The organism is Maridesulfovibrio sp. (genome assembly GCF_963666665.1).
GTDB lineage: Bacteria > Desulfobacterota > Desulfovibrionia > Desulfovibrionales > Desulfovibrionaceae > Maridesulfovibrio.
On the sequence record NZ_OY762999.1, the window covers coordinates 529,276 to 546,745 of the forward strand.

21 protein-coding genes are annotated in these 17,470 nt (G+C 49.2%); 18 read left to right on the forward strand and 3 right to left on the reverse strand.

Going from position 1 to position 17,470, the window contains the following annotated elements:
* Window positions 1-48 precede the first annotated feature (48 nt).
* Complete coding sequence (locus ACKU40_RS02210) at window positions 49-1,812, reverse strand: chloride channel protein (RefSeq protein WP_320174908.1); 1,764 nt, start codon at window positions 1,810-1,812, stop codon at window positions 49-51.
* 362 nt (window positions 1,813-2,174) lie between these two features.
* Here ACKU40_RS02210 and ACKU40_RS02215 point away from each other — a divergent pair, with 362 nt between their 5' ends.
* From ACKU40_RS02215 to ACKU40_RS02225, 3 genes are all read left to right on the forward strand, one after another.
* Window positions 2,175-2,771: a hypothetical protein gene (locus ACKU40_RS02215; protein WP_320174909.1), complete on the forward strand. Its 597-nt coding sequence runs from the start codon at window positions 2,175-2,177 to the stop codon at window positions 2,769-2,771.
* Between the two features lie 516 nt (window positions 2,772-3,287).
* Window positions 3,288-6,329, forward strand: coding sequence for a formate dehydrogenase-N subunit alpha (gene fdnG, locus ACKU40_RS02220; RefSeq protein WP_320174910.1), 3,042 nt, complete (start codon window positions 3,288-3,290; stop codon window positions 6,327-6,329).
* A gap of 21 nt (window positions 6,330-6,350) precedes the next feature.
* Window positions 6,351-7,085 carry a 4Fe-4S dicluster domain-containing protein gene (locus tag ACKU40_RS02225; protein WP_320174911.1) on the forward strand — a complete coding sequence of 245 codons (735 nt, stop codon included), beginning with the start codon at window positions 6,351-6,353 and terminating at the stop codon, window positions 7,083-7,085.
* A 409-nt stretch (window positions 7,086-7,494) separates the two neighbouring features.
* Here ACKU40_RS02225 and ACKU40_RS02230 read toward each other — a convergent pair whose 3' ends face one another.
* Window positions 7,495-8,091 carry a helix-turn-helix transcriptional regulator gene (locus tag ACKU40_RS02230; RefSeq protein WP_320174912.1) on the reverse strand — a complete coding sequence of 199 codons (597 nt, stop codon included), beginning with the start codon at window positions 8,089-8,091 and terminating at the stop codon, window positions 7,495-7,497.
* A 114-nt stretch (window positions 8,092-8,205) separates the two neighbouring features.
* Between ACKU40_RS02230 and ACKU40_RS02235 the strand changes: the two genes are divergently transcribed.
* The 3 genes from ACKU40_RS02235 to ACKU40_RS02245 are packed head-to-tail and all read left to right on the forward strand — an operon-like array spanning window position 8,206 to window position 9,247.
* Entirely contained in the window at window positions 8,206-8,451 is a 246-nt protein-coding gene (locus ACKU40_RS02235) for a DNA-binding protein (protein ID WP_320174913.1), read from the forward strand.
* Window positions 8,452-8,466: 15 nt separating this feature from the next.
* Window positions 8,467-8,769, forward strand: coding sequence for a DNA-binding protein (locus ACKU40_RS02240; protein ID WP_320174914.1), 303 nt, complete (start codon window positions 8,467-8,469; stop codon window positions 8,767-8,769).
* A gap of 28 nt (window positions 8,770-8,797) precedes the next feature.
* Window positions 8,798-9,247, forward strand: a complete 450-nt coding sequence (locus ACKU40_RS02245; protein ID WP_320174915.1) for a hypothetical protein — start codon at window positions 8,798-8,800, stop codon at window positions 9,245-9,247.
* Window positions 9,248-9,355: 108 nt separating this feature from the next.
* Here ACKU40_RS02245 and ACKU40_RS02250 read toward each other — a convergent pair whose 3' ends face one another.
* Window positions 9,356-9,982: a hypothetical protein gene (locus ACKU40_RS02250; protein WP_320174916.1), complete on the reverse strand. Its 627-nt coding sequence runs from the start codon at window positions 9,980-9,982 to the stop codon at window positions 9,356-9,358.
* A gap of 51 nt (window positions 9,983-10,033) precedes the next feature.
* Between ACKU40_RS02250 and ACKU40_RS02255 the strand changes: the two genes are divergently transcribed.
* From ACKU40_RS02255 to ACKU40_RS02310, 12 genes are read left to right on the forward strand one after another with little or no spacing between them, the layout of a single operon-like run.
* Entirely contained in the window at window positions 10,034-10,339 is a 306-nt protein-coding gene (locus tag ACKU40_RS02255; protein WP_320174917.1) for an IclR family transcriptional regulator, read from the forward strand.
* An 11-nt stretch (window positions 10,340-10,350) separates the two neighbouring features.
* Window positions 10,351-10,671, forward strand: a complete 321-nt coding sequence (locus tag ACKU40_RS02260; RefSeq protein ID WP_320174918.1) for a hypothetical protein — start codon at window positions 10,351-10,353, stop codon at window positions 10,669-10,671.
* A 3-nt stretch (window positions 10,672-10,674) separates the two neighbouring features.
* Window positions 10,675-11,844 carry a hypothetical protein gene (locus ACKU40_RS02265; RefSeq protein WP_320174919.1) on the forward strand — a complete coding sequence of 390 codons (1,170 nt, stop codon included), beginning with the start codon at window positions 10,675-10,677 and terminating at the stop codon, window positions 11,842-11,844.
* Between the two features lie 3 nt (window positions 11,845-11,847).
* Entirely contained in the window at window positions 11,848-13,602 is a 1,755-nt protein-coding gene (locus ACKU40_RS02270) for a DDE-type integrase/transposase/recombinase (protein WP_320174920.1), read from the forward strand.
* Between the two features lie 3 nt (window positions 13,603-13,605).
* Window positions 13,606-14,763, forward strand: coding sequence for an AAA family ATPase (locus ACKU40_RS02275; protein ID WP_320174921.1), 1,158 nt, complete (start codon window positions 13,606-13,608; stop codon window positions 14,761-14,763).
* Window positions 14,764-14,773: 10 nt separating this feature from the next.
* Window positions 14,774-15,040 (forward strand): hypothetical protein, encoded by a 267-nt coding sequence (locus tag ACKU40_RS02280; RefSeq protein WP_320174922.1) that lies wholly within the window; start codon window positions 14,774-14,776, stop codon window positions 15,038-15,040.
* The gene (locus tag ACKU40_RS02285; protein WP_320174923.1) at window positions 15,041-15,550 is read left to right on the forward strand and encodes a host-nuclease inhibitor Gam family protein; all 510 of its coding nucleotides are present in this window, start codon (window positions 15,041-15,043) and stop codon (window positions 15,548-15,550) included.
* Between the two features lie 3 nt (window positions 15,551-15,553).
* Window positions 15,554-15,763: a hypothetical protein gene (locus tag ACKU40_RS02290; protein ID WP_320174924.1), complete on the forward strand. Its 210-nt coding sequence runs from the start codon at window positions 15,554-15,556 to the stop codon at window positions 15,761-15,763.
* A 3-nt stretch (window positions 15,764-15,766) separates the two neighbouring features.
* Window positions 15,767-16,090, forward strand: a complete 324-nt coding sequence (locus ACKU40_RS02295; RefSeq protein WP_320174925.1) for a hypothetical protein — start codon at window positions 15,767-15,769, stop codon at window positions 16,088-16,090.
* Complete coding sequence (locus ACKU40_RS02300; RefSeq protein ID WP_320174926.1) at window positions 16,083-16,307, forward strand: hypothetical protein; 225 nt, start codon at window positions 16,083-16,085, stop codon at window positions 16,305-16,307. Before ACKU40_RS02295 ends, ACKU40_RS02300 begins: the two co-directional genes overlap by 8 nt.
* Before the next feature lie 52 nt (window positions 16,308-16,359).
* The gene (locus tag ACKU40_RS02305) at window positions 16,360-16,827 is read left to right on the forward strand and encodes a regulatory protein GemA (protein ID WP_320174927.1); all 468 of its coding nucleotides are present in this window, start codon (window positions 16,360-16,362) and stop codon (window positions 16,825-16,827) included.
* A 1-nt stretch (window position 16,828) separates the two neighbouring features.
* Window positions 16,829-17,272: a helix-turn-helix domain-containing protein gene (locus ACKU40_RS02310; RefSeq protein WP_320174928.1), complete on the forward strand. Its 444-nt coding sequence runs from the start codon at window positions 16,829-16,831 to the stop codon at window positions 17,270-17,272.
* Window positions 17,273-17,470 lie beyond the last annotated feature (198 nt).

Genomic DNA, 17,470 nt, shown 5'->3' on the forward strand with positions numbered 1-17,470 from the left:
TTTTTCTCTGTGTTTTTGGGTAGGTGTTTATTGATATGTTTTTATTACTTAATCTTCCCGGTTGTAGTAGCAGGTGATCAGGTCTTGCTTCGAAAGCATGCTTATAAGTCTTTTGGGGTTGTCACGGGATACGACAGGCAGTTCATTAACATTTAAGGCGACCATTTTTTCCAGTGCGGATTGCAGGGTGGCATCCTCTGTAACTGTAATGACATTTGTGGTGGCAACATCCTTTGCAATCAGGAGGTTTGATAAAGATTCTTCAAACATAAGTTCCCTGATGTCATTGATTGACAAAATTCCTGTCATATCTCCATCCGCGCTGACAATGGGAAAATATGATTCCGGTGAATTAGTCACAATTTTAACCACTGTGCCAAATTCCAAATTTTCTTCTAATGTACTCACATGAGTGTTGGTCAGGGCATCACGTACAAACAATGCTGAAAGCACACCTTGGGCAAATTCGTTTATATGAGCAGGTGAGTTCAGGCGGCTGCTGGATTGTTTTTCATATAAACTGGTTTTGCCGAGAATTAAATAAGAGATAGTTGAAACCAGCATCAGCGGCACCAGCAAGGTGTAGCTGGAACTCATTTCACAAGCCATAATGATTGAGGATATCGGCACTTTTGCAACACCAGCAAAAAAACCGCCCATGCCGACCAGTACAAAAGAATTAGGGTTAATAACCCATTCCGGGGCAATCATGTGCCCTATGCCACCAAAAGCACCCCCCAGCATGGCCCCGATGAAAACTGATGGTCCAAATACACCGCCACTTCCACCTGAACTGATAGTAAAGCTCGTTGCTGCTATTTTTACGAAGACCAGTACCAGCATTGTTTCCCAGAGCATTTTGCCATCAAGAGCCAATTGAACCCATACATAGCCGCCATCAATAATCTGCGGATAGAAGAAAGCAACGCAACCAAGCATGAATCCGCCAATAGCAGGACGAAACATCCGGGGTATGGGCAGCTTTTCAAAAAAATGGTCCCGAATTCCATAAAAGAATTTGATATATACGAATCCTACCATGGCGCAGACTATTCCGAACAGAGCATAGGGGAGAAGTTCTACAGGCAGGTCGAAAGCAACGTTTCCGGGTTGGAAAAGGGCATGTCTGCCATATATTTCGGAAAAAAAAGCGTGGGCCATAATTGCAGATATGATGCATGGCAGAATAGCTTCATATTCATACTCTGTTTCCCTGTAGAGCACACCGGGGACAAATAAGGCAGCACCAAGAGGGGCCTGAAAAATCGCTCCAATTCCACCGGCGGCACCGGCAAGAAGTAGAATTCGTCTTTCTTTTGGTTTTAGATCAAGCCACGTTGCGAGCAGCGAGCCGAATCCCGAACCGATTTGCGCAATCGGGCCTTCTTTTCCGCCTGAGCCTCCGCTGCCTATGGTCAGGGCAGATGCGATAATTTTTATGAAGGGAGTTCGTTTTCGTGTGAAGCCTCCCTGATTGTGGAAAGATTCAATCATGGCATCTGTGCCGTGGCCTTCTGTTTCCGGTGCAATATTGAAAACAAGCAATCCTGATAAAAGTCCGCCTAGTGTAGCAATAGGGATAATCCATAAGGAAAATCCTGTGGCTTCAATGTCCACATCCAGCGGATTGCCTAGATGCGGTTCAAAAAAACAGATTGGCAGTTTGACAAAGATCTCAAGAGTCTTGTCCAGAAGGTTGTCAAAAAATACAGCTCCAATACCGGCAACAACTCCAACAGCAATGCTCAGTACCAGCCAGCGTGCGTGCTGAGGCCAGTTTGCGAATTTGAATCTTTCCAAAGCAAAGTCCATAAGTTATCTCCTGATTCATTATACATTTTGCTCTGAGTTAAGCAAAGCCGTTTTGCTTTAAATGTTAATGCTCATCTGGTGTAATCGTTAAGGTTCTCTGTATCTGATATTTTTTGATGCTCTAGGCGGGGATGCTTTTGAGAAATATGTTTTAAGATAGCTGTTAGATTGAATAAAATTATAGGGTTAACTCGGTTTGGAGTTAACCCTATTTGTGTCTATGGGGGAGTGTAGGGTTTGTGCGTTTATATTAACCCTCGCTTAGGTGTATGATTTTGTTAATCTAGTGGTGCTTTGATTGTTTTTGTTTGTGTTTATGTGTTAATACTTATTGTTTTTTAACTAACAAGCTGGGAGGAATCATGCATAAGATTTCGCTAACGGACTTTGTCGATGTTGTTTCTAAGGCAGGCACCAGTAAAGCAACTAAAGTAGCAACAATCAAAAATCGAAAACCCTACACTCCAGCAACCGATTTTTATAAAGGGATTCGTGATAAGATTGTTGAGATTGTTGAGCTTGGCGAGGGCAAAGAAGATGTCCAGACTGCAGTAGAGAATGCGTATTCTTCAAGGAAAGATCACTACCAAGAAGTTGCGGACGGTTTTGTAAAGTGGATGGGCCGAAAGAATATTGAATGGTTTCAGCCAGCCAAGGGAGGATATGGTCAGGGTGACATTTCGGTAAGCGTTAATCCAGAGGTCGGGGCTGTGATAAATGGTGTCCCTCATTTGGTTAAGTTGTATTTTAAAGCAGACAAGCTTCCTAAAAATCATGCAATGATATCAACCCATCTCATGGAGACGTGTCTTCGTGATAATTGTCCTGAAAATACAATTATGGCGGTATTAGACGTTAAGCGAGGTAAGCTTATGGAGTATGTAGCTCCTTCGCCCAAATTTGATGCTGCTTTAAAGGGGGAGCTGGCTTATATAGAATCAATTTGGGATGAATTATAGTAGACGGTTTGCCTGTATTGTTTTGAAGGTTAGCTCTAATTAAGAGTTAACCTTTTTTTGATTATAAATTTAGTTGTTAAAAAATGTATCTCTTTTACGAACCTTACAAAGCATCCTTAATCGATTCCCGATATTCTTCGATGTCCTGCTTAGTCACTTTTACATGCTGAACTTTGCCATCAACTTTGACAACGATAGGGGGGAGTCTGGAGGGCGGTTTCCCGTGCTTTCAGTGCTGAACGTTTTAATGCTTTTTCAATTAAAGCCAGCATTTCATTGTTGTTATCTTTAGTCATTTTTATTTCCTCCAAAGTCGATCAGATGTGGCCCTGTTTCCATATTGTCGAACAGCACACCCTTCTGTCTTCTCATAAAATCTCCCCCTCCCATATGTGCTAAATCTAACATATTCGAATTATTGACTTTGTTTCATACTTAAGATTCTATGGGATCATCAAAGTAATTGTCAGGCATTTACGCGGTTTTGTGAGCCTGATTTAAACTGAGGAGGATCTCATGAACATTTCACGGCGAGGGTTCATGAAACTTGCGGGCGTTGGTGTCGCAAGTATCGGTATGAGCCAGCTGGGACTCGATCTTTCCCCTACGCAGGCTTATGCTGCCGGGTTGAAGATCAAGGGTGCGAAAGAAGTGATCTCCATCTGTCCGTTCTGTTCGGTCAGCTGCCACTTCATCGCCCATGTCAAAGACGGAAAGATTGTCAGCACTGAAGGTGATCCGGATTACCCGGTCAGCGAAGGTGCTCTCTGTGCTAAGGGGGCGGCTATGCTCGCCATGCATAACAGCCACCACCGCATTGAGAAACCCCTGTACCGTGCTCCCTACAGCACTGAATGGGAAGAAAAGAGCTGGGATTTCGTGCTTGACCGCATTGCCCGGCGTGTAAAGGAAACACGTGATGCCGACTTCAAACGGTTCAACGCCAAGGGGCAGGAAGTCAACCGTGTAGAATCAATTTTCCATCTTGGTACATCACAGATGGATAACGAGGAGTGTGCAGTCGTCCATCAGGGTGTACGCGGCCTCGGCCTGGTGCATTTTGATCACCAGGCACGTATCTGACACAGCGCAACAGTTGCGGCTCTGGCAGAGTCGTTCGGGCGCGGTGCGATGACCAACCATTGGTGCGATATTGAAAACGCGGACTCCGTTCTTATCATCGGCAGTAACGCAGCAGAGCACCATCCTATCTCCTTTAAATGGGTATTGCGGGCCAAGGACAAAGGCGCCTCGGTTATGCATGTTGACCCCAAATTCTCCCGTACTTCCGCAAGGTGCGACTTTCACGTTCCCTTGAGATCGGGAACCGATATTGCCTTCATGGGCGGTATGATCAACTATGTTCTGGAGAACAACCTGTTCTTCAAGGAATACGTTGCCAATTATACCAACGCTGCTTTCATTGTCGGTAAGGACTTCAAGTTCAACAAAGGACTGTTCTCCGGTTACGACAAGAAAGCCCGCAAATATGACAAATCCCAATGGGCTTTTGAGCTTGATAAAGACGGTGTACCCAAGCGCGATGAATCCCTGAAGCATCCCCGCTGCGTATTCCAGCTGCTCAAGAAGCACTATTCCCGCTATTCCATGTCCAATGTTTCCAAGACCACAGGTGTTTCCAAAGACAACCTGATCAGAGTCTACAAGGAATACGCTTCCACAGGTAAGAAAGATAAAGCCGGTACCATCATGTATGCACTGGGCTGGACCCAGCATACCGTTGGTGTGCAGAACATCCGTTCCAGCGCCATCCTGCAGCTTCTGCTCGGTAACATCGGCGTAGCCGGCGGCGGTATCAACGCCCTGCGCGGTGAGCCTAACGTACAGGGGTCCACTGACCACTGTATCCTTTGGCATATCCTGCCCGGTTACCTGCCTGTGCCTAAAGCCAGCATGGGAACTTACGAAGATTACGTGGAGAAAACCACCCCGATTTCTCACGATCCTCAAAGTGCCAACTGGTGGCAGCATAAGCCCAAGTACATGGCCTCCCTGCTTAAGGCTTGGCGCGGCGACAACGCTTCCGTAGATAACGGTTTCGGTTACCAGATGCTGCCCAAGGCGGACGACGGTGAAGACTACTCCTACATCTACATCTTCGACCGCATGTACAAGGGTGAGATCAAGGGTGGTTTTGCTTTCGGAACCAACCCGGCCATGAGTGTGCCTAACTCCAACAAGACCCGTAAGGCTCTTGATAACCTCGATTGGCTGGTTGTGGGTGAGATTCACCACACTGAGACTTCCGAGAACTGGCACCGTCCCGGCGTTGATCCCACAAGCATGAAGACCGAGGTGTTCCTGCTGCCTTCCGCTCAGCGTGCGGAAAAAGCAGGCTCCATCTCCAACAGCGGCCGCTGGCTGCTCTGGCACTATGAAGCCTGCCGTCCCATGGGCGAATCCAAGAGCATGGGTGAAATGTATGTGGATATCATCAACCACGTACGCCGCCTCTACAACAAAGAGAACGGTACTTACCCCGAACCTTTGCTCTCCCTTGACTGGCCTGCCTACTACGATGCCGAAGACATGGCTCAGCGTATCAACGGCCGTTTCACCAAGGATGTGGAATTCAAGGGCAAGAAGTACAAAAAGGGCCAGCAGGTACCTTCCTTCGTTGCTCTGGCTGATGACGGCTCTACTTCCTCATTCAACTGGCTGTACGCAGGCAGTTACACTGAAGAAGGCGGAAACAAGGCCAAACGCCGTAGTCTGGAACAGACTCCCATGCAGGCTAAGATCAACCTCTACCCCAACTATGCGTGGTGCTGGCCTGTTAACCGCCGTATCCTCTACAACCGTGCCTCTGTCGACCTTAACGGTAAGCCTTATGCTCCTGAAAAAGCCGTTATCGAATGGAACGGTTCCAAGTGGGTCGGCGATATTCCTGATGGCGGATGGCCGCCGAACGCAACAGGTAAGGGCCGCTATCCCTTCATCATGCGTAAGGAAGGTCACGGGCAGCTTTACGGCCCCGGCCTGCAGGATGGTCCTTTCCCCGATCATTACGAACCGGTGGAAACTCCCATCAAGAGCCATCCGTTCTCCAGTCAGCTCAGCAGTCCGGTCTACAAGCGTGTGTTCAGTGATATGGACAAGCTTGCCAAGCCCGCTGACGAGCGCTTCCCCATAGTGCTCACCACTTACAGTATGACTGAGCACTGGTGCGGTGGCGGTGATACCAGAAACACCCCCGCTTTGCTGGAAGCCGAACCGCAGCTTTATGTGGAAATGAGTCCCGAGCTGGCTAAGGAAAAAGGGATTGAAAACGGTGATCCGGTTATCGTTGAAAGTATCCGCGGCAAAGTTGAAGCCATTGCCATGGTTACTGTGCGCATGACCCCGTTTGAAATCAAAGGTGAGACCGTTCATGAAATCGGTATGCCTTTCTGTTTCGGCTGGACAACCAGAGGAGTAGGGGATGCCACCAACCGCCTCACCCCGGCTGTAGGTGACCCCAACACAACCATTCCCGAGTACAAGGCCTGTCTGGTGAACGTTCGCAAAGCGAAAAAGCTCACCGAGATTGAAGAGTAACCTGCAACCAAGGAGTAAAACATGCCTAAAGCATTCTTTGTAGATACCTCCAGATGTACGGCTTGCCGCGGTTGCCAGGTTGCCTGTAAGGAATGGCACGATCTGCCCGCAGTAGAAACCAAGCAGCGCGGTTCGCACCAGAACCCGCCGGACTTGAACCCCTTTAACTATAAACTGGTCCGTTTCAGCGAGCACCGCATCAACGGCAAGGTCGAGTGGTATTTCTTCCCCGACCAGTGCCGCCATTGCGACGTGCCGCCCTGTAAGGACATTGCTGATGCATACGTCACCGGCGCGGTTATCAAGGACGAAGATACCGGAGCGGTAATCTTCACCGATCAGACCAAGCGTCTCGCTGCTGACGAGTGTCAGGAAATTACCGAAGCGTGCCCTTACAACATCCCGCGCCGTAATACCGGTACCGGAATGATGACCAAGTGCGATATGTGTATTGACCGTCAGCAGGCCGGACTCGTGCCTGTCTGCGTCAAGACCTGTCCTACCGGCACCATGAACTTCGGTGAACGCGAAGAAATGATCGCTCTGGCAGAAAAAGCCCTTGAGCGGGTCAAGAAAGACTATCCCAATGCTCAGGTCATTGACGCTGATGAAGTCAATGTCATCTATCTGGTGCAGGATAAACCGGAACTATACTACGAGTACGTTACTGCAGACGCTTCCGGCGTCGGCAAGGGCGTAACCCGTAAGGAGTTCCTCGCTAATCTCGCCAAGCCTGCAAAACGCATGTTTGGGTAAAGAATAGCCTCCGGCGGCTGGGGAAGGTGAAGACTGGTGATATAAATTAAGGGGAATGATGAGATAATTCGGGATTAACCGGGAAGACACGGAATGATCTGGGAAAGGTTTTTGAAAAAGTGTTTCACTATGTGAAATAGATCAAAGGCTCTTTTCCAGGTCTTTTTTTTGTCTTCTGGGGGTGCTCCCACTCATTATATATAAAACCTATTTCTTCCCTTTACCAAAAATTCTGCCAGAGCTACACGGCTCCAGTCTCCCTTTCTATGTCTGACCCTTTCATCCACTCTTCAGCCATGTCTTCCCACCATTCTATTGGGTCAGCATATTTATCCCTGTACACATCGCTATACATGGCACCCTGATCCTGCACATACTCTGTTTCAGGGGTAGGGCCATTTTGCAGTTGTCACTCTTGGCGTTCCTCATACTTATCTTTATTCCGGGCATCTTCAGGTAGGCGGCAGTGTGCAGGGCTATATATCGAGCTTCCTTTTGATGCCTTTGCATTTCTGGGCATGAGATCAGGACTTCCCTGGCTAGCCAGCTGGCGCACCAGCTTCATATTTTCCTTGCCGAGGTCCCGGTTTTCTCTCACCAACTCACGGTTATCTTTCGTCAGTTGCCGATTCTCTTTATTCAGTTCTCTGATTTCTTTTGATTGCTCTTTGCTCTCCAGCACTAGCTCTCTGTTTAGTGACCTTTCTTCATATAATTCTACATCAAGAGTGTAGCACCTAGAACAAGATTTCGATTCTTCTTTCGGTCCTTGTCTATGTGCCGCTGTCATAAATTTTTGGGACGGATCTTCCCCAAAAAACAACCAATCCATAGAAACACCAAAATCCAAAGCTAGAAGTTTTAAAAAATCAGCTTTGGGAGATGTGACACCTTTTTCATAATTCCATAAGGTGTTCTTATTTATACCATATCTTTTTGCAAACTCGATGATTTGAACGTCACCTCTGAGATGCCTAATTCTATCACCAAGACTTTTTTCGGGCATAATAAATCCAAAACCCAAAAAATTGGGTTGACTTGTTCCTAATTTTTTAGGAAAACAACAACACGAACTACGTCAAAACACGTCAATCAACACTAAAAAAATAGGAGATCATCTATGAGTAGAGATACCTCCAAGGCTCTTCTTACCAGAGAAGAAGCACGTCAAAAGCTGAATGATAAGGGTATTTCTGTTTCCAAGTGGGCAACCAAGAACCGACTGAACCCCAATACCGTCAGTGATGTTCTCAACGGACGCAAGAAAGGTGTCCGAGGGGAAGCCCATAAGGCTGCTGTTTTGCTTGGTATCAAGCATGGAACAATCATTGATGATGGTCATATAGCTGGTCCGTTAACAGCATAATCCGAGGATAAATGCATGTGTATCATTATCGGTTCATACGGCGGTGCCTTAGTCGAAAAGAACTATGACACCAAACGGTTGCTTCAGGCAGTCAACAGCTCTGTTAGAACCTCCAAAGAAGTAAAGGACGAATTCCGCAAAAAAGGCATCTCCATTTCCGGGTGGGCCGTAGCCAACGGCTATCCCCCGAATCTTGTTTATGAGGTGATCAACGAAAGGCGGAATCCCACCAGGGGAATGACCCACCAGATCGCAGTCAGGCTTGGCCTTAAAGATGGTGAGATCGTCCAGGACCTCGCCACCGCCATCAATGCCTAATCTATAGCAGCCAGCAGCAACCACCGCAATGTCTAAAAGAAATCGCAAATCAGACAACCGCATGGTGCAATTAACCCTGCCTTTGTCCAGCCTCCCATCGCAAAGCCTTGAAAGTGGCTCACTGCGCAGGTTTGAGGCTGTCAAAGAGGCTTTGGGCCATGCGCTGAAAGAGTGTGGGCTTTCGCGTGACGTGGTTGCGGAAGAGCTTTCAAGGCTCACAGGGCATCAGGTTTCCATCCACCAGCTCAACAACTGGGCTGCGCCGGGGAAAGAGGACCGTCCGATTCCGCTGCACTTCGTGGCTGCGCTCACAGAGATAACGGAAGACTACAGCCTAATCAAGGCTGCGCTGGAAGGAACAGGTTGCAAGCTGCTTGGCCCAGAAGAAGTTGCCTACTTCGAGCTTGGGATCATGGCGGCTGAGGATAAGAAACGCACTAAGAAGAGGAAGGAATTATGGGACAAGATCGGGAAATGATTTGCAGAGCCAAGGGCGGTGAAGCTCACCTTGAAGCCAAAATTGAAAGCCTGTTTCATCAGTTCAACACAAGCGTTCAAGGTGAGATTAAACACGCGCTCAAGTCCGTTACAGAAGCATCAGGTAATATCCCTCATACAGAGCGGAATACCATAGATGGTTACGTGTCCGTATCAGGCCAAGCATTAATTGCAGGTCAAAAAATCGCAGCACTCCATGATCGTTTTCAACAGCGTCTTGATGCTGAGATAGGCTGTTTCCTAAGTCAAAGACTGAGGAAGTCAGCAGCTCTGCACACGCTGCCTGCTCAGAAACAAAGTGTGCCTGCTCCTGCAAATAAAACGGATGAAGAAAGCGGTCATGGTAAATAGTCACTTTCTCCAGCGTATCATGATGCTTGAAGGTGAGCGTCACAATATCCAGCTTGGGCAATCCGCAAACAGGCACGTACTCAGCCATTTCTTCCGGTTTGGGCAACTCTTTGGTCTTTTCAAGAGTATCTTCAATCAGAAGCAGGGTTGTCGTCCCAGCTTCCATTGCACCACGGGAATCGTAAGCAATGCTTACCGGATTCTTTTTTTCAATAGATTCAAATTCATAGCGAAGCAGATTGTCAGCCCTAAAAAGCTCAGGGAAAGAATAGCAATGTCTGTTGCAAGAAGGACATCGCCCCGTAGGGCTTATTTGGCCTTGCTGCTGGCAATGCTGACAGAACAAAGAATAAGTGGATTCCATAAATTTAACCTCCTGCACTGCTCATAACAGGATCAAACAAAGGAAATCAATATGGGAAAAGTAACCGCCGCCCACCGCACACTGAATGTCCTTGTAGCACTCAAGGGGCATTCCCTGAATGGGCTGTCTAATTCAGAGCTGGCCCAGGGGCTGAACGAAACACCCGTCAACATCACCCGCGCCCTGGCTGTTTTGCAGGATGTTGGGCTGGTCACGAAACTGGAAACCGGGCGTTTTGTCCTTTCCATCACCATGCTCCAGATCGCACAGGCACACGCCAACGAAGTGGACCGGGCGCAGAACCGGATCATGGAACTTAACCAGAGAGTTGCTGCCGGAGCAGCAGCATACAACTAACGAGGTGAATCATGAGTGATCTCAAATTGGTAATCGCCCTTAAGGATGGAACTGAAGTTTACAACTCCGACTTCGTTATGGAGCTGAATAAAGAGCATACACCTGCGGTCGCATTAGATCTTTTTGCGTCCATGCAGCTCCTTCTGCTGGAAGCTTCCGGCGAAGTAACCCAGATCATGCAGGATGTAGTTGATGAAGCTTTGGAGAACAGCGAAGAGGTCGAAGCTTTTATTGGATGGATTAAGGAAGGCAAGCCTTCCGCTTCCGGTCTTATTCAGTGCGGCAGCAATCTAGGTGAAGCAGCCATCACAACAGTAAATATTCAGGAGTAACCCATGAAATACCCGTGCACATCATGTGAATACCACAAGGGCAAAAACAATCCTACCAAGGGAATCACCATCCCTGGCGTAACCGGCAAATGCACCAGAACTGACGGTCTGTGCGAGAAGTATGCGAAGGCCAATAAAGTCATCAACGCCCCTGCTGATCCTGACATTGTTGATCTGGCAGACACTACCGAAGCCATGGAAGCACCTCTGGTGCCGGAGATCAGTGAAGAGCGCGGAATGGAACTTAAGCAGACTCAGAATACAGATGCACTGGTTGCGCAGGCCATTGACAATGTTGAAGAGGTTTTCAAGGACCTCGGACGACTTGAAGCAACAACATTTTTTGCGACCGTCGCAGATTCTATGACTATCCAAATTTTTCAAAAAGTAAAAAAATCAAAGGCTTATAAAAATCTACATTTCTGCGACGAAAACGGAAACCTGCGACCGTTTCAGAATATCGAAGAATTTTGCAAAGAAAAATTGGGCAAGTCCTATCGCCGTATGCAGGAACTTTCAAAGAACTTCAATAGCCTCGGTCCTGAACTCTATGAAAGTGCTGAAAGAATCGGCTTCCGTAACAAAGACTACCGCGCTTTAAATGCTCTGCCTGAAGGAGAACAGGCAGTAGTCAAAGAAGCCATTGCTGCTGAGAACAAAGAAGAAGTCTTGGACATCCTTCAAGACATGACTGAACGGCATGTGCAGGAGCGTGAAGAAGCCAAGAAGGAATCAAACGAACTCAAAGCCGATCTTGAAGCCCGTGACAAGCTGCTCAAGGACAAATCCACCCGCCTTGAAAAGGCAGAAACTGAGCTGTTCAAGCTCAAGAGCCTGCCCCCGGATGCTGATCTGGAACTCAAACTGGCCCGTGAAGAAAAGGCTGTGGAACGGCTGCACAAAGAACACGTTGCCATTCTGGCTGCAATCAAGCCCTTCATGCAGGTTGTCTCCGAAGTTCTTGGTGACGGCGATATTTCCGCGCACACCAAAGAACACGCTGTTTTTGAGACCCGGCAGGTCTGCGGAGCCATTAACCAGTTCCTGATGGACTGCTCCATACCTGTTGACTTTGCAGAAATGGTCTACCCGGAATGGATGCGCGGAAATGCGCAGGCCGATCTGGAAGCCGGAAACACCGAAGAACCAAACGACGCACACGGGAGCTGGTAGGCCATGACTGTGACTCTGGGCGAAATAGACGCATTGCGCACCCTTGCAAACAGGCTGGACGAGGTCGGGCATGGTAAGCGCAAGCCGCTGGTACAAGAGGCGGCCAAGTTGCTTAACTGCTCGGAACAGACAGTCTACCGCAGACTTAAGTCCAAGATAGGCTGGGAGTCTGGGCGCAAGAGGCGCAACGACCGTGGCAAATGTTTTTTGGATGAGGAAACGGCCATGAAAGCTTCATATATGATTACCAAGGGAGCTAGCGCAGTAGGTAAGAAACGTCTGCAAATCAGCACCGTGCGCGACATATTGGCAGAATCCGGCCAAGGTTTTGTAAATCCTGAAACAGGCGAAGTTATCATGCCATCAGCTTCCACCCTCAGCCGGACCATGAGGGCTTACAGCTGCCATCCTGATCAGCTTAAAAACGGAAACCCGCATATTCATATGAGAAGCTTGCACCCGAACCATTGTTGGCAGGTTGACCCCTCCTTGTGTGTCCTTTTTTACCTGCCCAAGGGCAAAGTGAAGGTCATGGAAGAGAAGGATTACTACAAAAACAAACCCGGCAACCTTAAGAAAGCAGAACGGGAGCGGGTTTGGCGGTACGTAATTACAGATCATTATTCCGGCACCATCTATGTGCGTTACGTGCAGGCCGCAGGTGAATCGGCACAGGGTCTGGTGGATGTGTTTCTGGATGCAGTTATCAAGCGCGGTCCGCATGATCCCATGCATGGGCTGCCGTTCTTCCTCTATATGGATAAGGGCAGCGCGAACATGGCACACTTGTTCATTAACCTGCTGGAGCGTCTCCAGATCAGGTGGGAAACACATCAGGCAGGAAGTCCCCGTTCCAAGGGGCAGGTTGAATGCGCCAACAACATCGTGGAAACGCAATTCGAAGCCCGGCTACGCTTTATGGAAATCAATTCCATTGCAGAGCTGCAAGCCGAGGCGGACAAATGGCGTCAGCATTACAATGCCAAGGCCATCCACAGCCGCACCGGAAAAAGCCGGAATGCCATGTGGCTGACCATTACAGAAAAACAATTGCGCCTTGCTCCTTCATTGGAGCTGTGCCGGGAACTGGTCACCACCAAGCCCAAAAAAGCCAAGGTTGCCGCTGATCTTTCCATTTCCCACACCATCAAGGGATATGGCCGCAATGATTACGACCTGCGCATGGTAGGTGGGATCATGCCGCAGATGCAGGTCATGGTTGTGGTCAATCCATACCGCGCCCCGGCAGTGGATGTGACCGTTGCCGATCCCCTCACAGGTGACGAAACGGTCTGGACTGTTGAGCCGGTGAAGAAGGACGAGGCCGGATTCTGGGAGAACGGGGCCATTATCGGTGAGGAATACAAATCCCACGCTGAAACCAAGGCTGAGAAGATTCTCAATGAATTTGATGAAATGTCCGGCACCAACGTTAAGCCGGGTGCCAACCATTGCGCCCCGCCGGAAAACATCAATCCCATGGCCGATGTCAAACCCGCTCCCGAATACATGCCCCGCCGGGGCCGTGATCTGGGTCTTGATGCCAGCAGGCGCGAGGTTGCCCCTTACAAGCTGGTAGAGGCCGCCATGATCTTGAAGAACAAGCTGGGAGATCAGTGGACTGGCGAAGCATATGCATGGCTCGAACAGCGTTACGGCAATGCCGTTCCCCATGACGAGCTGGACAGCATTGTGGAACGTTTTTCCAGACAGGCCGAGGTCATTACCCCGCTGCGCGTAGTGAACGGACAGGAGTAGCAAATGTACGAATATCAACAGTTAATGGAGTTGATGAAGGCCAAAAAGATTTCCCAGAGTGGCATGGGCCGCAAGCTGGGCTACTCCTCAACCACCATGTGCCACCTGATCAAGGGCGGTAAATGGCCCAAAGGGAGGGATAAAAACGAGATTAAAGAGGCCATTCTGGACGAGCTGCGCAAGGCTGGCGCGGAAGAATTTGAAATTATGAACCTCTTCGGTCCTGAAGACGGGACCGGGGAAGAACCCACGGAGGAAAAGGTTATGCTTCTTAGAAAGCAGGGATTATTCCCGGAGGCCAAGCGGCATTTCGGTCTGGTCAGAAACCCGTTTGACGAGGTCAACAGCCCGGAAGACGTATTTCTGTCCAACGACATCCGCTATGTACGTGAGGCCATGTACCACACTGCCCGTCAGGGTGGGTTGATCGCAGTGGTCGGGGAATCCGGGTCCGGCAAATCCACGCTGCGCAAAGATCTGCATGAACGGGTCAGGAATGAAAGCAAGCACATCCACATCATCGAACCCTATGTGCTGGCCATGGAAGACAACGACAAGAAAGGCAAGAGCCTTAAGTCCCTGCACATTGCCGAAGCCATCATGGAAGTCATTGATCCCACCGCGCCGCTGAAATCCAGCCCTGAAGCAAGGTTTCGTCAGTTGCACACCGCGCTCAGGGAAAGCAGCCGCGCCGGTTACGCGCATTGTCTGATCATTGAGGAAGCACACGCGCTGCCTATCCCGACAATTAAGCACCTGAAGCGGTTCCTGGAGCTGGAAGACGGCTTCCGCAAGCTCATGTCCATCATTCTGCTGGGCCAGTCCGAGCTGCGCTACAAGCTGAGTGAAACCAATCCGCAGGTGCGTGAAGTGGTCCAGCGTTGCGAAATGATTGAACTGCCCGACATGAGCGGCAGCCTGCCCGAATACGTGAAGTTCCGTTTTGACCGCATCGGCAAGGATGCCACCAGTATCATCACCGCCGAGGCCATGGAAGCTTTGCGGGATCGGCTGACCGGACCTGCTCCCAGATCCGGGTCAAAGGAATCTGTCTCTCTGGTCTATCCGCTGGCAGTGGGCAACCTGCTTACCGCAGCCATGAACTTGGCCGCAAACATCGGCGCACCCAGCATCACCCCCGAAATCATTAAACAGGTCTAAGGAGAAAACTATGCCCAGTAAGAAAGCAACTCAGGCTCTCCCGGCTCCCAGTCCCGTAGGTGGAAAGGTAAGGAACAACATTTTCAGGCTGCGCTGCCTTCAGCAGAAACAGACAAACGAGGAAGACTTTCTGGAAATGAAGGCTATCATCAACGATCTGGAAGGCTGCGCCCTGCATATGGAAGAAATTGAACAGCACATCCCGGTCAGTGAATACAAGCTGCCCATGGACTCAAAACGGATTGCCAACGAGCTTGGCAGAAGGATGGAAAACTAGATGACCACTAACAGAAAGAAGCCGGAAATCATGGTGATCGAGGACCTGCCCGCTGTTGATAAGGCCATGTCTGAAATTGCCGAACTGGAGCGCGGGATCGGCAAACTTGAAGCTGACATGAATGAAACGATTGATGCCGCTAAAGCTGTTTGCAAGCTCAAAGTTGAGCCGAAAAAGGCCCGGATCAAAGTCCTTGAAGCTGCTCTTGGAACTTATGCCAGCCTGAACAAGGATGAACTATTCCCGAAAAACAAGAGCAAAAAGATGACCTTCGGCATCATCGGCTTCCGCAAATCCACTAAGCTGCTGACTATTGGGAAAACCACCATGGCAGAGGTTCTGGAACTCCTCAAAGCTCACAAGCTGACTAAGGGTATCAAATTGACTGAGAGCGTTGATAAGGAAGCCATGAAGGGCTGGACAGATGAAAAATTGAAGACTGTCAGAATGCGCCGTAAGGAAGAAGATGCGTTTTTCTACGAGATCGCGCAGGAAGATTCGGGGGATTAAGTCATGTGCTTTGAACAGTATGCATCTGGCCCGGAAAAGATGGTCCCGCTTTCGAGGCTGATGGCTTGTGAAGCTCAAGCCATAAAGAATGCGAAGGTGGCCCAGTCAATGGCAAAGCAGCTTAAGATTGCCGTCCATAGCGAAGCAATGCCGAAAGACTGGACCGAGAGAACAACCAACCTGCTGGAACAGGCTGAAGGAGTCAAGATCTGAGTCATGCTGAATATTAACTGGCATATAGATAAAGAGACTGATGTCTTGGTGGATAAAATAATCGTTAGGGCATTCAGTTTGTTTGAAAAAAACAACATGGCAATAGCAACGACAGCCGCACCAATGGATTTGCGGCTGGACATGATAGCGACCCACAATTCCGCTTGCCCTCTTGATTTGTCGAGCCTGCTGACTGCTGAAGATGATGATTTCCTGCATGAAATTAAAGGGATCATGTTTAACTTAGATCGGCGAACAGGCCGTTTTAAGAATGGGTTCATGCCGTATTTTGCGGTCAAAACCAGTCAAGGGGTAAGTCATGGGTGAAACGAGACACAAAGTTGAAGAACAACCCGGTGTTTCCATACATAGGGAAATCCCCGCTGCCCGTGCAGCGGAGAACTTTGACACCAGCCAGATGAGTCAGCGCACTAAAGATGCTTGGAAGAAAGTCTGCGTTGAAGGCGATGCCAGCCCGGAAGATTACCGCCATGTTCTGGAATCCATCATGACCAGCGGCGTGGTGAAAGCGATTGTAGATTAACAGCAAGGCCGTCCGTCAGACGATGGGCGGCCATGATATAGGAGTCTGAAATATGACCAATCATAAAAAAGCACTAATCCAAAAAGCAGCCATAGGCCGCCGCCAGATCCCCATTGATGATGAAGCCTATTACACGCTGCTCAGAACCCGCTACGGCGTGGAAAGTTCCAAAGACCTCAGCGTCAAGCAGCTTGGTGACCTTCTCGGCTTGTACTCCAGACAGTTTGGCTGGGAACCCAAGCCGAAGATGAAGAAAGGCAAGGCTCCCAAGGCCAAGGCCGCACAGGCACAGGTTCGCTTAATCTTCGTTCTCTGGAGACAGTTGGCCGAGCTGGGCGAGATCAGGGACGGATCGCGCGAGGCCACGGTGAGCTGGGTGCAGAAACAGACAGTATGCGACGAGCAGCCGGAAGGCTGCGCTGATCCTAACTGGCTGACTCCCAAACAGGCATCAGGGCTGGTTGAAAGGTTGAAGAAGTGGCAGGAACGGGTTGAAAGAAGACTAAAAACAGGAAGCTAAAATGACAACGCGCAACCTCAAGGACTTTGCAGATTTATACGGCAAGGGTTTCCGTGTGTACGATGGGATCATTGATCCTGCTGTTTACGTGCGCCTTGAGTGCAAGAACCCGGAAAAGGCGTACTGGATTTGTCGCTGGCCGATCCTGCACTGCTTTGGTTGCAGCAAGCGTTGTGTACCCAAAAAGACAGAAGGTTTTCAGGTCATGCTGAACCTTCCCGATAATCATGCAGAGAAATCCATCCACCAGTTCGACATCACTCCTGAAGAGCTGCTTGCGAATAAAGCGTTCCTGCGAGTTGATGAGGTGATGTACTGCCTGCGGGTCAGCCGCAGCACGGCATACAGACTGGCTGAAGAAGGCAAGCTGATCCGCCACAATGACCCGCCATGGCGCGTGACAACCACCAGCGTACAGGCTGAAATGAACAACGTGGACGAATAGTCCCAAACCATAACTACCTCCTTTCTACCTCCCCCGGTTTCGTGCCGGGGGAGGTTTTTATTTAGTTTCCCAGCATTCCTACCTTTCTTGGTCCTTCCTAACTACACTTGCTAGATTTAAGCCTGAAAATGCGCTGTCTCGTCTTTTCTTGCTCATATGGGATCGTTGCACGTTTTTACGATTAAAACCCGACAAATC

Bases quoted from the DNA above. Each gene is read 5' to 3' on its own strand.
- ACKU40_RS02210 (WP_320174908.1), bottom strand. From the start codon at position 1,812: ATGGACTTTGCTTTGGAAAGATTCAAATTCGCAAACTGGCCTCAGCAC.
- ACKU40_RS02215 (WP_320174909.1), top strand. From the start codon at position 2,175: ATGCATAAGATTTCGCTAACGGACTTTGTCGATGTTGTTTCTAAGGCA.
- ACKU40_RS02225 (WP_320174911.1), top strand. From the start codon at position 6,351: ATGCCTAAAGCATTCTTTGTAGATACCTCCAGATGTACGGCTTGCCGC.
- ACKU40_RS02230 (WP_320174912.1), bottom strand. From the start codon at position 8,091: ATGCCCGAAAAAAGTCTTGGTGATAGAATTAGGCATCTCAGAGGTGAC.
- ACKU40_RS02235 (WP_320174913.1), top strand. From the start codon at position 8,206: ATGAGTAGAGATACCTCCAAGGCTCTTCTTACCAGAGAAGAAGCACGT.
- ACKU40_RS02240 (WP_320174914.1), top strand. From the start codon at position 8,467: ATGTGTATCATTATCGGTTCATACGGCGGTGCCTTAGTCGAAAAGAAC.
- ACKU40_RS02245 (WP_320174915.1), top strand. From the start codon at position 8,798: ATGTCTAAAAGAAATCGCAAATCAGACAACCGCATGGTGCAATTAACC.
- ACKU40_RS02250 (WP_320174916.1), bottom strand. From the start codon at position 9,982: ATGGAATCCACTTATTCTTTGTTCTGTCAGCATTGCCAGCAGCAAGGC.
- ACKU40_RS02255 (WP_320174917.1), top strand. From the start codon at position 10,034: ATGGGAAAAGTAACCGCCGCCCACCGCACACTGAATGTCCTTGTAGCA.
- ACKU40_RS02260 (WP_320174918.1), top strand. From the start codon at position 10,351: ATGAGTGATCTCAAATTGGTAATCGCCCTTAAGGATGGAACTGAAGTT.
- ACKU40_RS02265 (WP_320174919.1), top strand. From the start codon at position 10,675: ATGAAATACCCGTGCACATCATGTGAATACCACAAGGGCAAAAACAAT.
- ACKU40_RS02270 (WP_320174920.1), top strand. From the start codon at position 11,848: ATGACTGTGACTCTGGGCGAAATAGACGCATTGCGCACCCTTGCAAAC.
- ACKU40_RS02275 (WP_320174921.1), top strand. From the start codon at position 13,606: ATGTACGAATATCAACAGTTAATGGAGTTGATGAAGGCCAAAAAGATT.
- ACKU40_RS02280 (WP_320174922.1), top strand. From the start codon at position 14,774: ATGCCCAGTAAGAAAGCAACTCAGGCTCTCCCGGCTCCCAGTCCCGTA.
- ACKU40_RS02285 (WP_320174923.1), top strand. From the start codon at position 15,041: ATGACCACTAACAGAAAGAAGCCGGAAATCATGGTGATCGAGGACCTG.
- ACKU40_RS02290 (WP_320174924.1), top strand. From the start codon at position 15,554: ATGTGCTTTGAACAGTATGCATCTGGCCCGGAAAAGATGGTCCCGCTT.
- ACKU40_RS02295 (WP_320174925.1), top strand. From the start codon at position 15,767: ATGCTGAATATTAACTGGCATATAGATAAAGAGACTGATGTCTTGGTG.
- ACKU40_RS02300 (WP_320174926.1), top strand. From the start codon at position 16,083: ATGGGTGAAACGAGACACAAAGTTGAAGAACAACCCGGTGTTTCCATA.
- ACKU40_RS02305 (WP_320174927.1), top strand. From the start codon at position 16,360: ATGACCAATCATAAAAAAGCACTAATCCAAAAAGCAGCCATAGGCCGC.
- ACKU40_RS02310 (WP_320174928.1), top strand. From the start codon at position 16,829: ATGACAACGCGCAACCTCAAGGACTTTGCAGATTTATACGGCAAGGGT.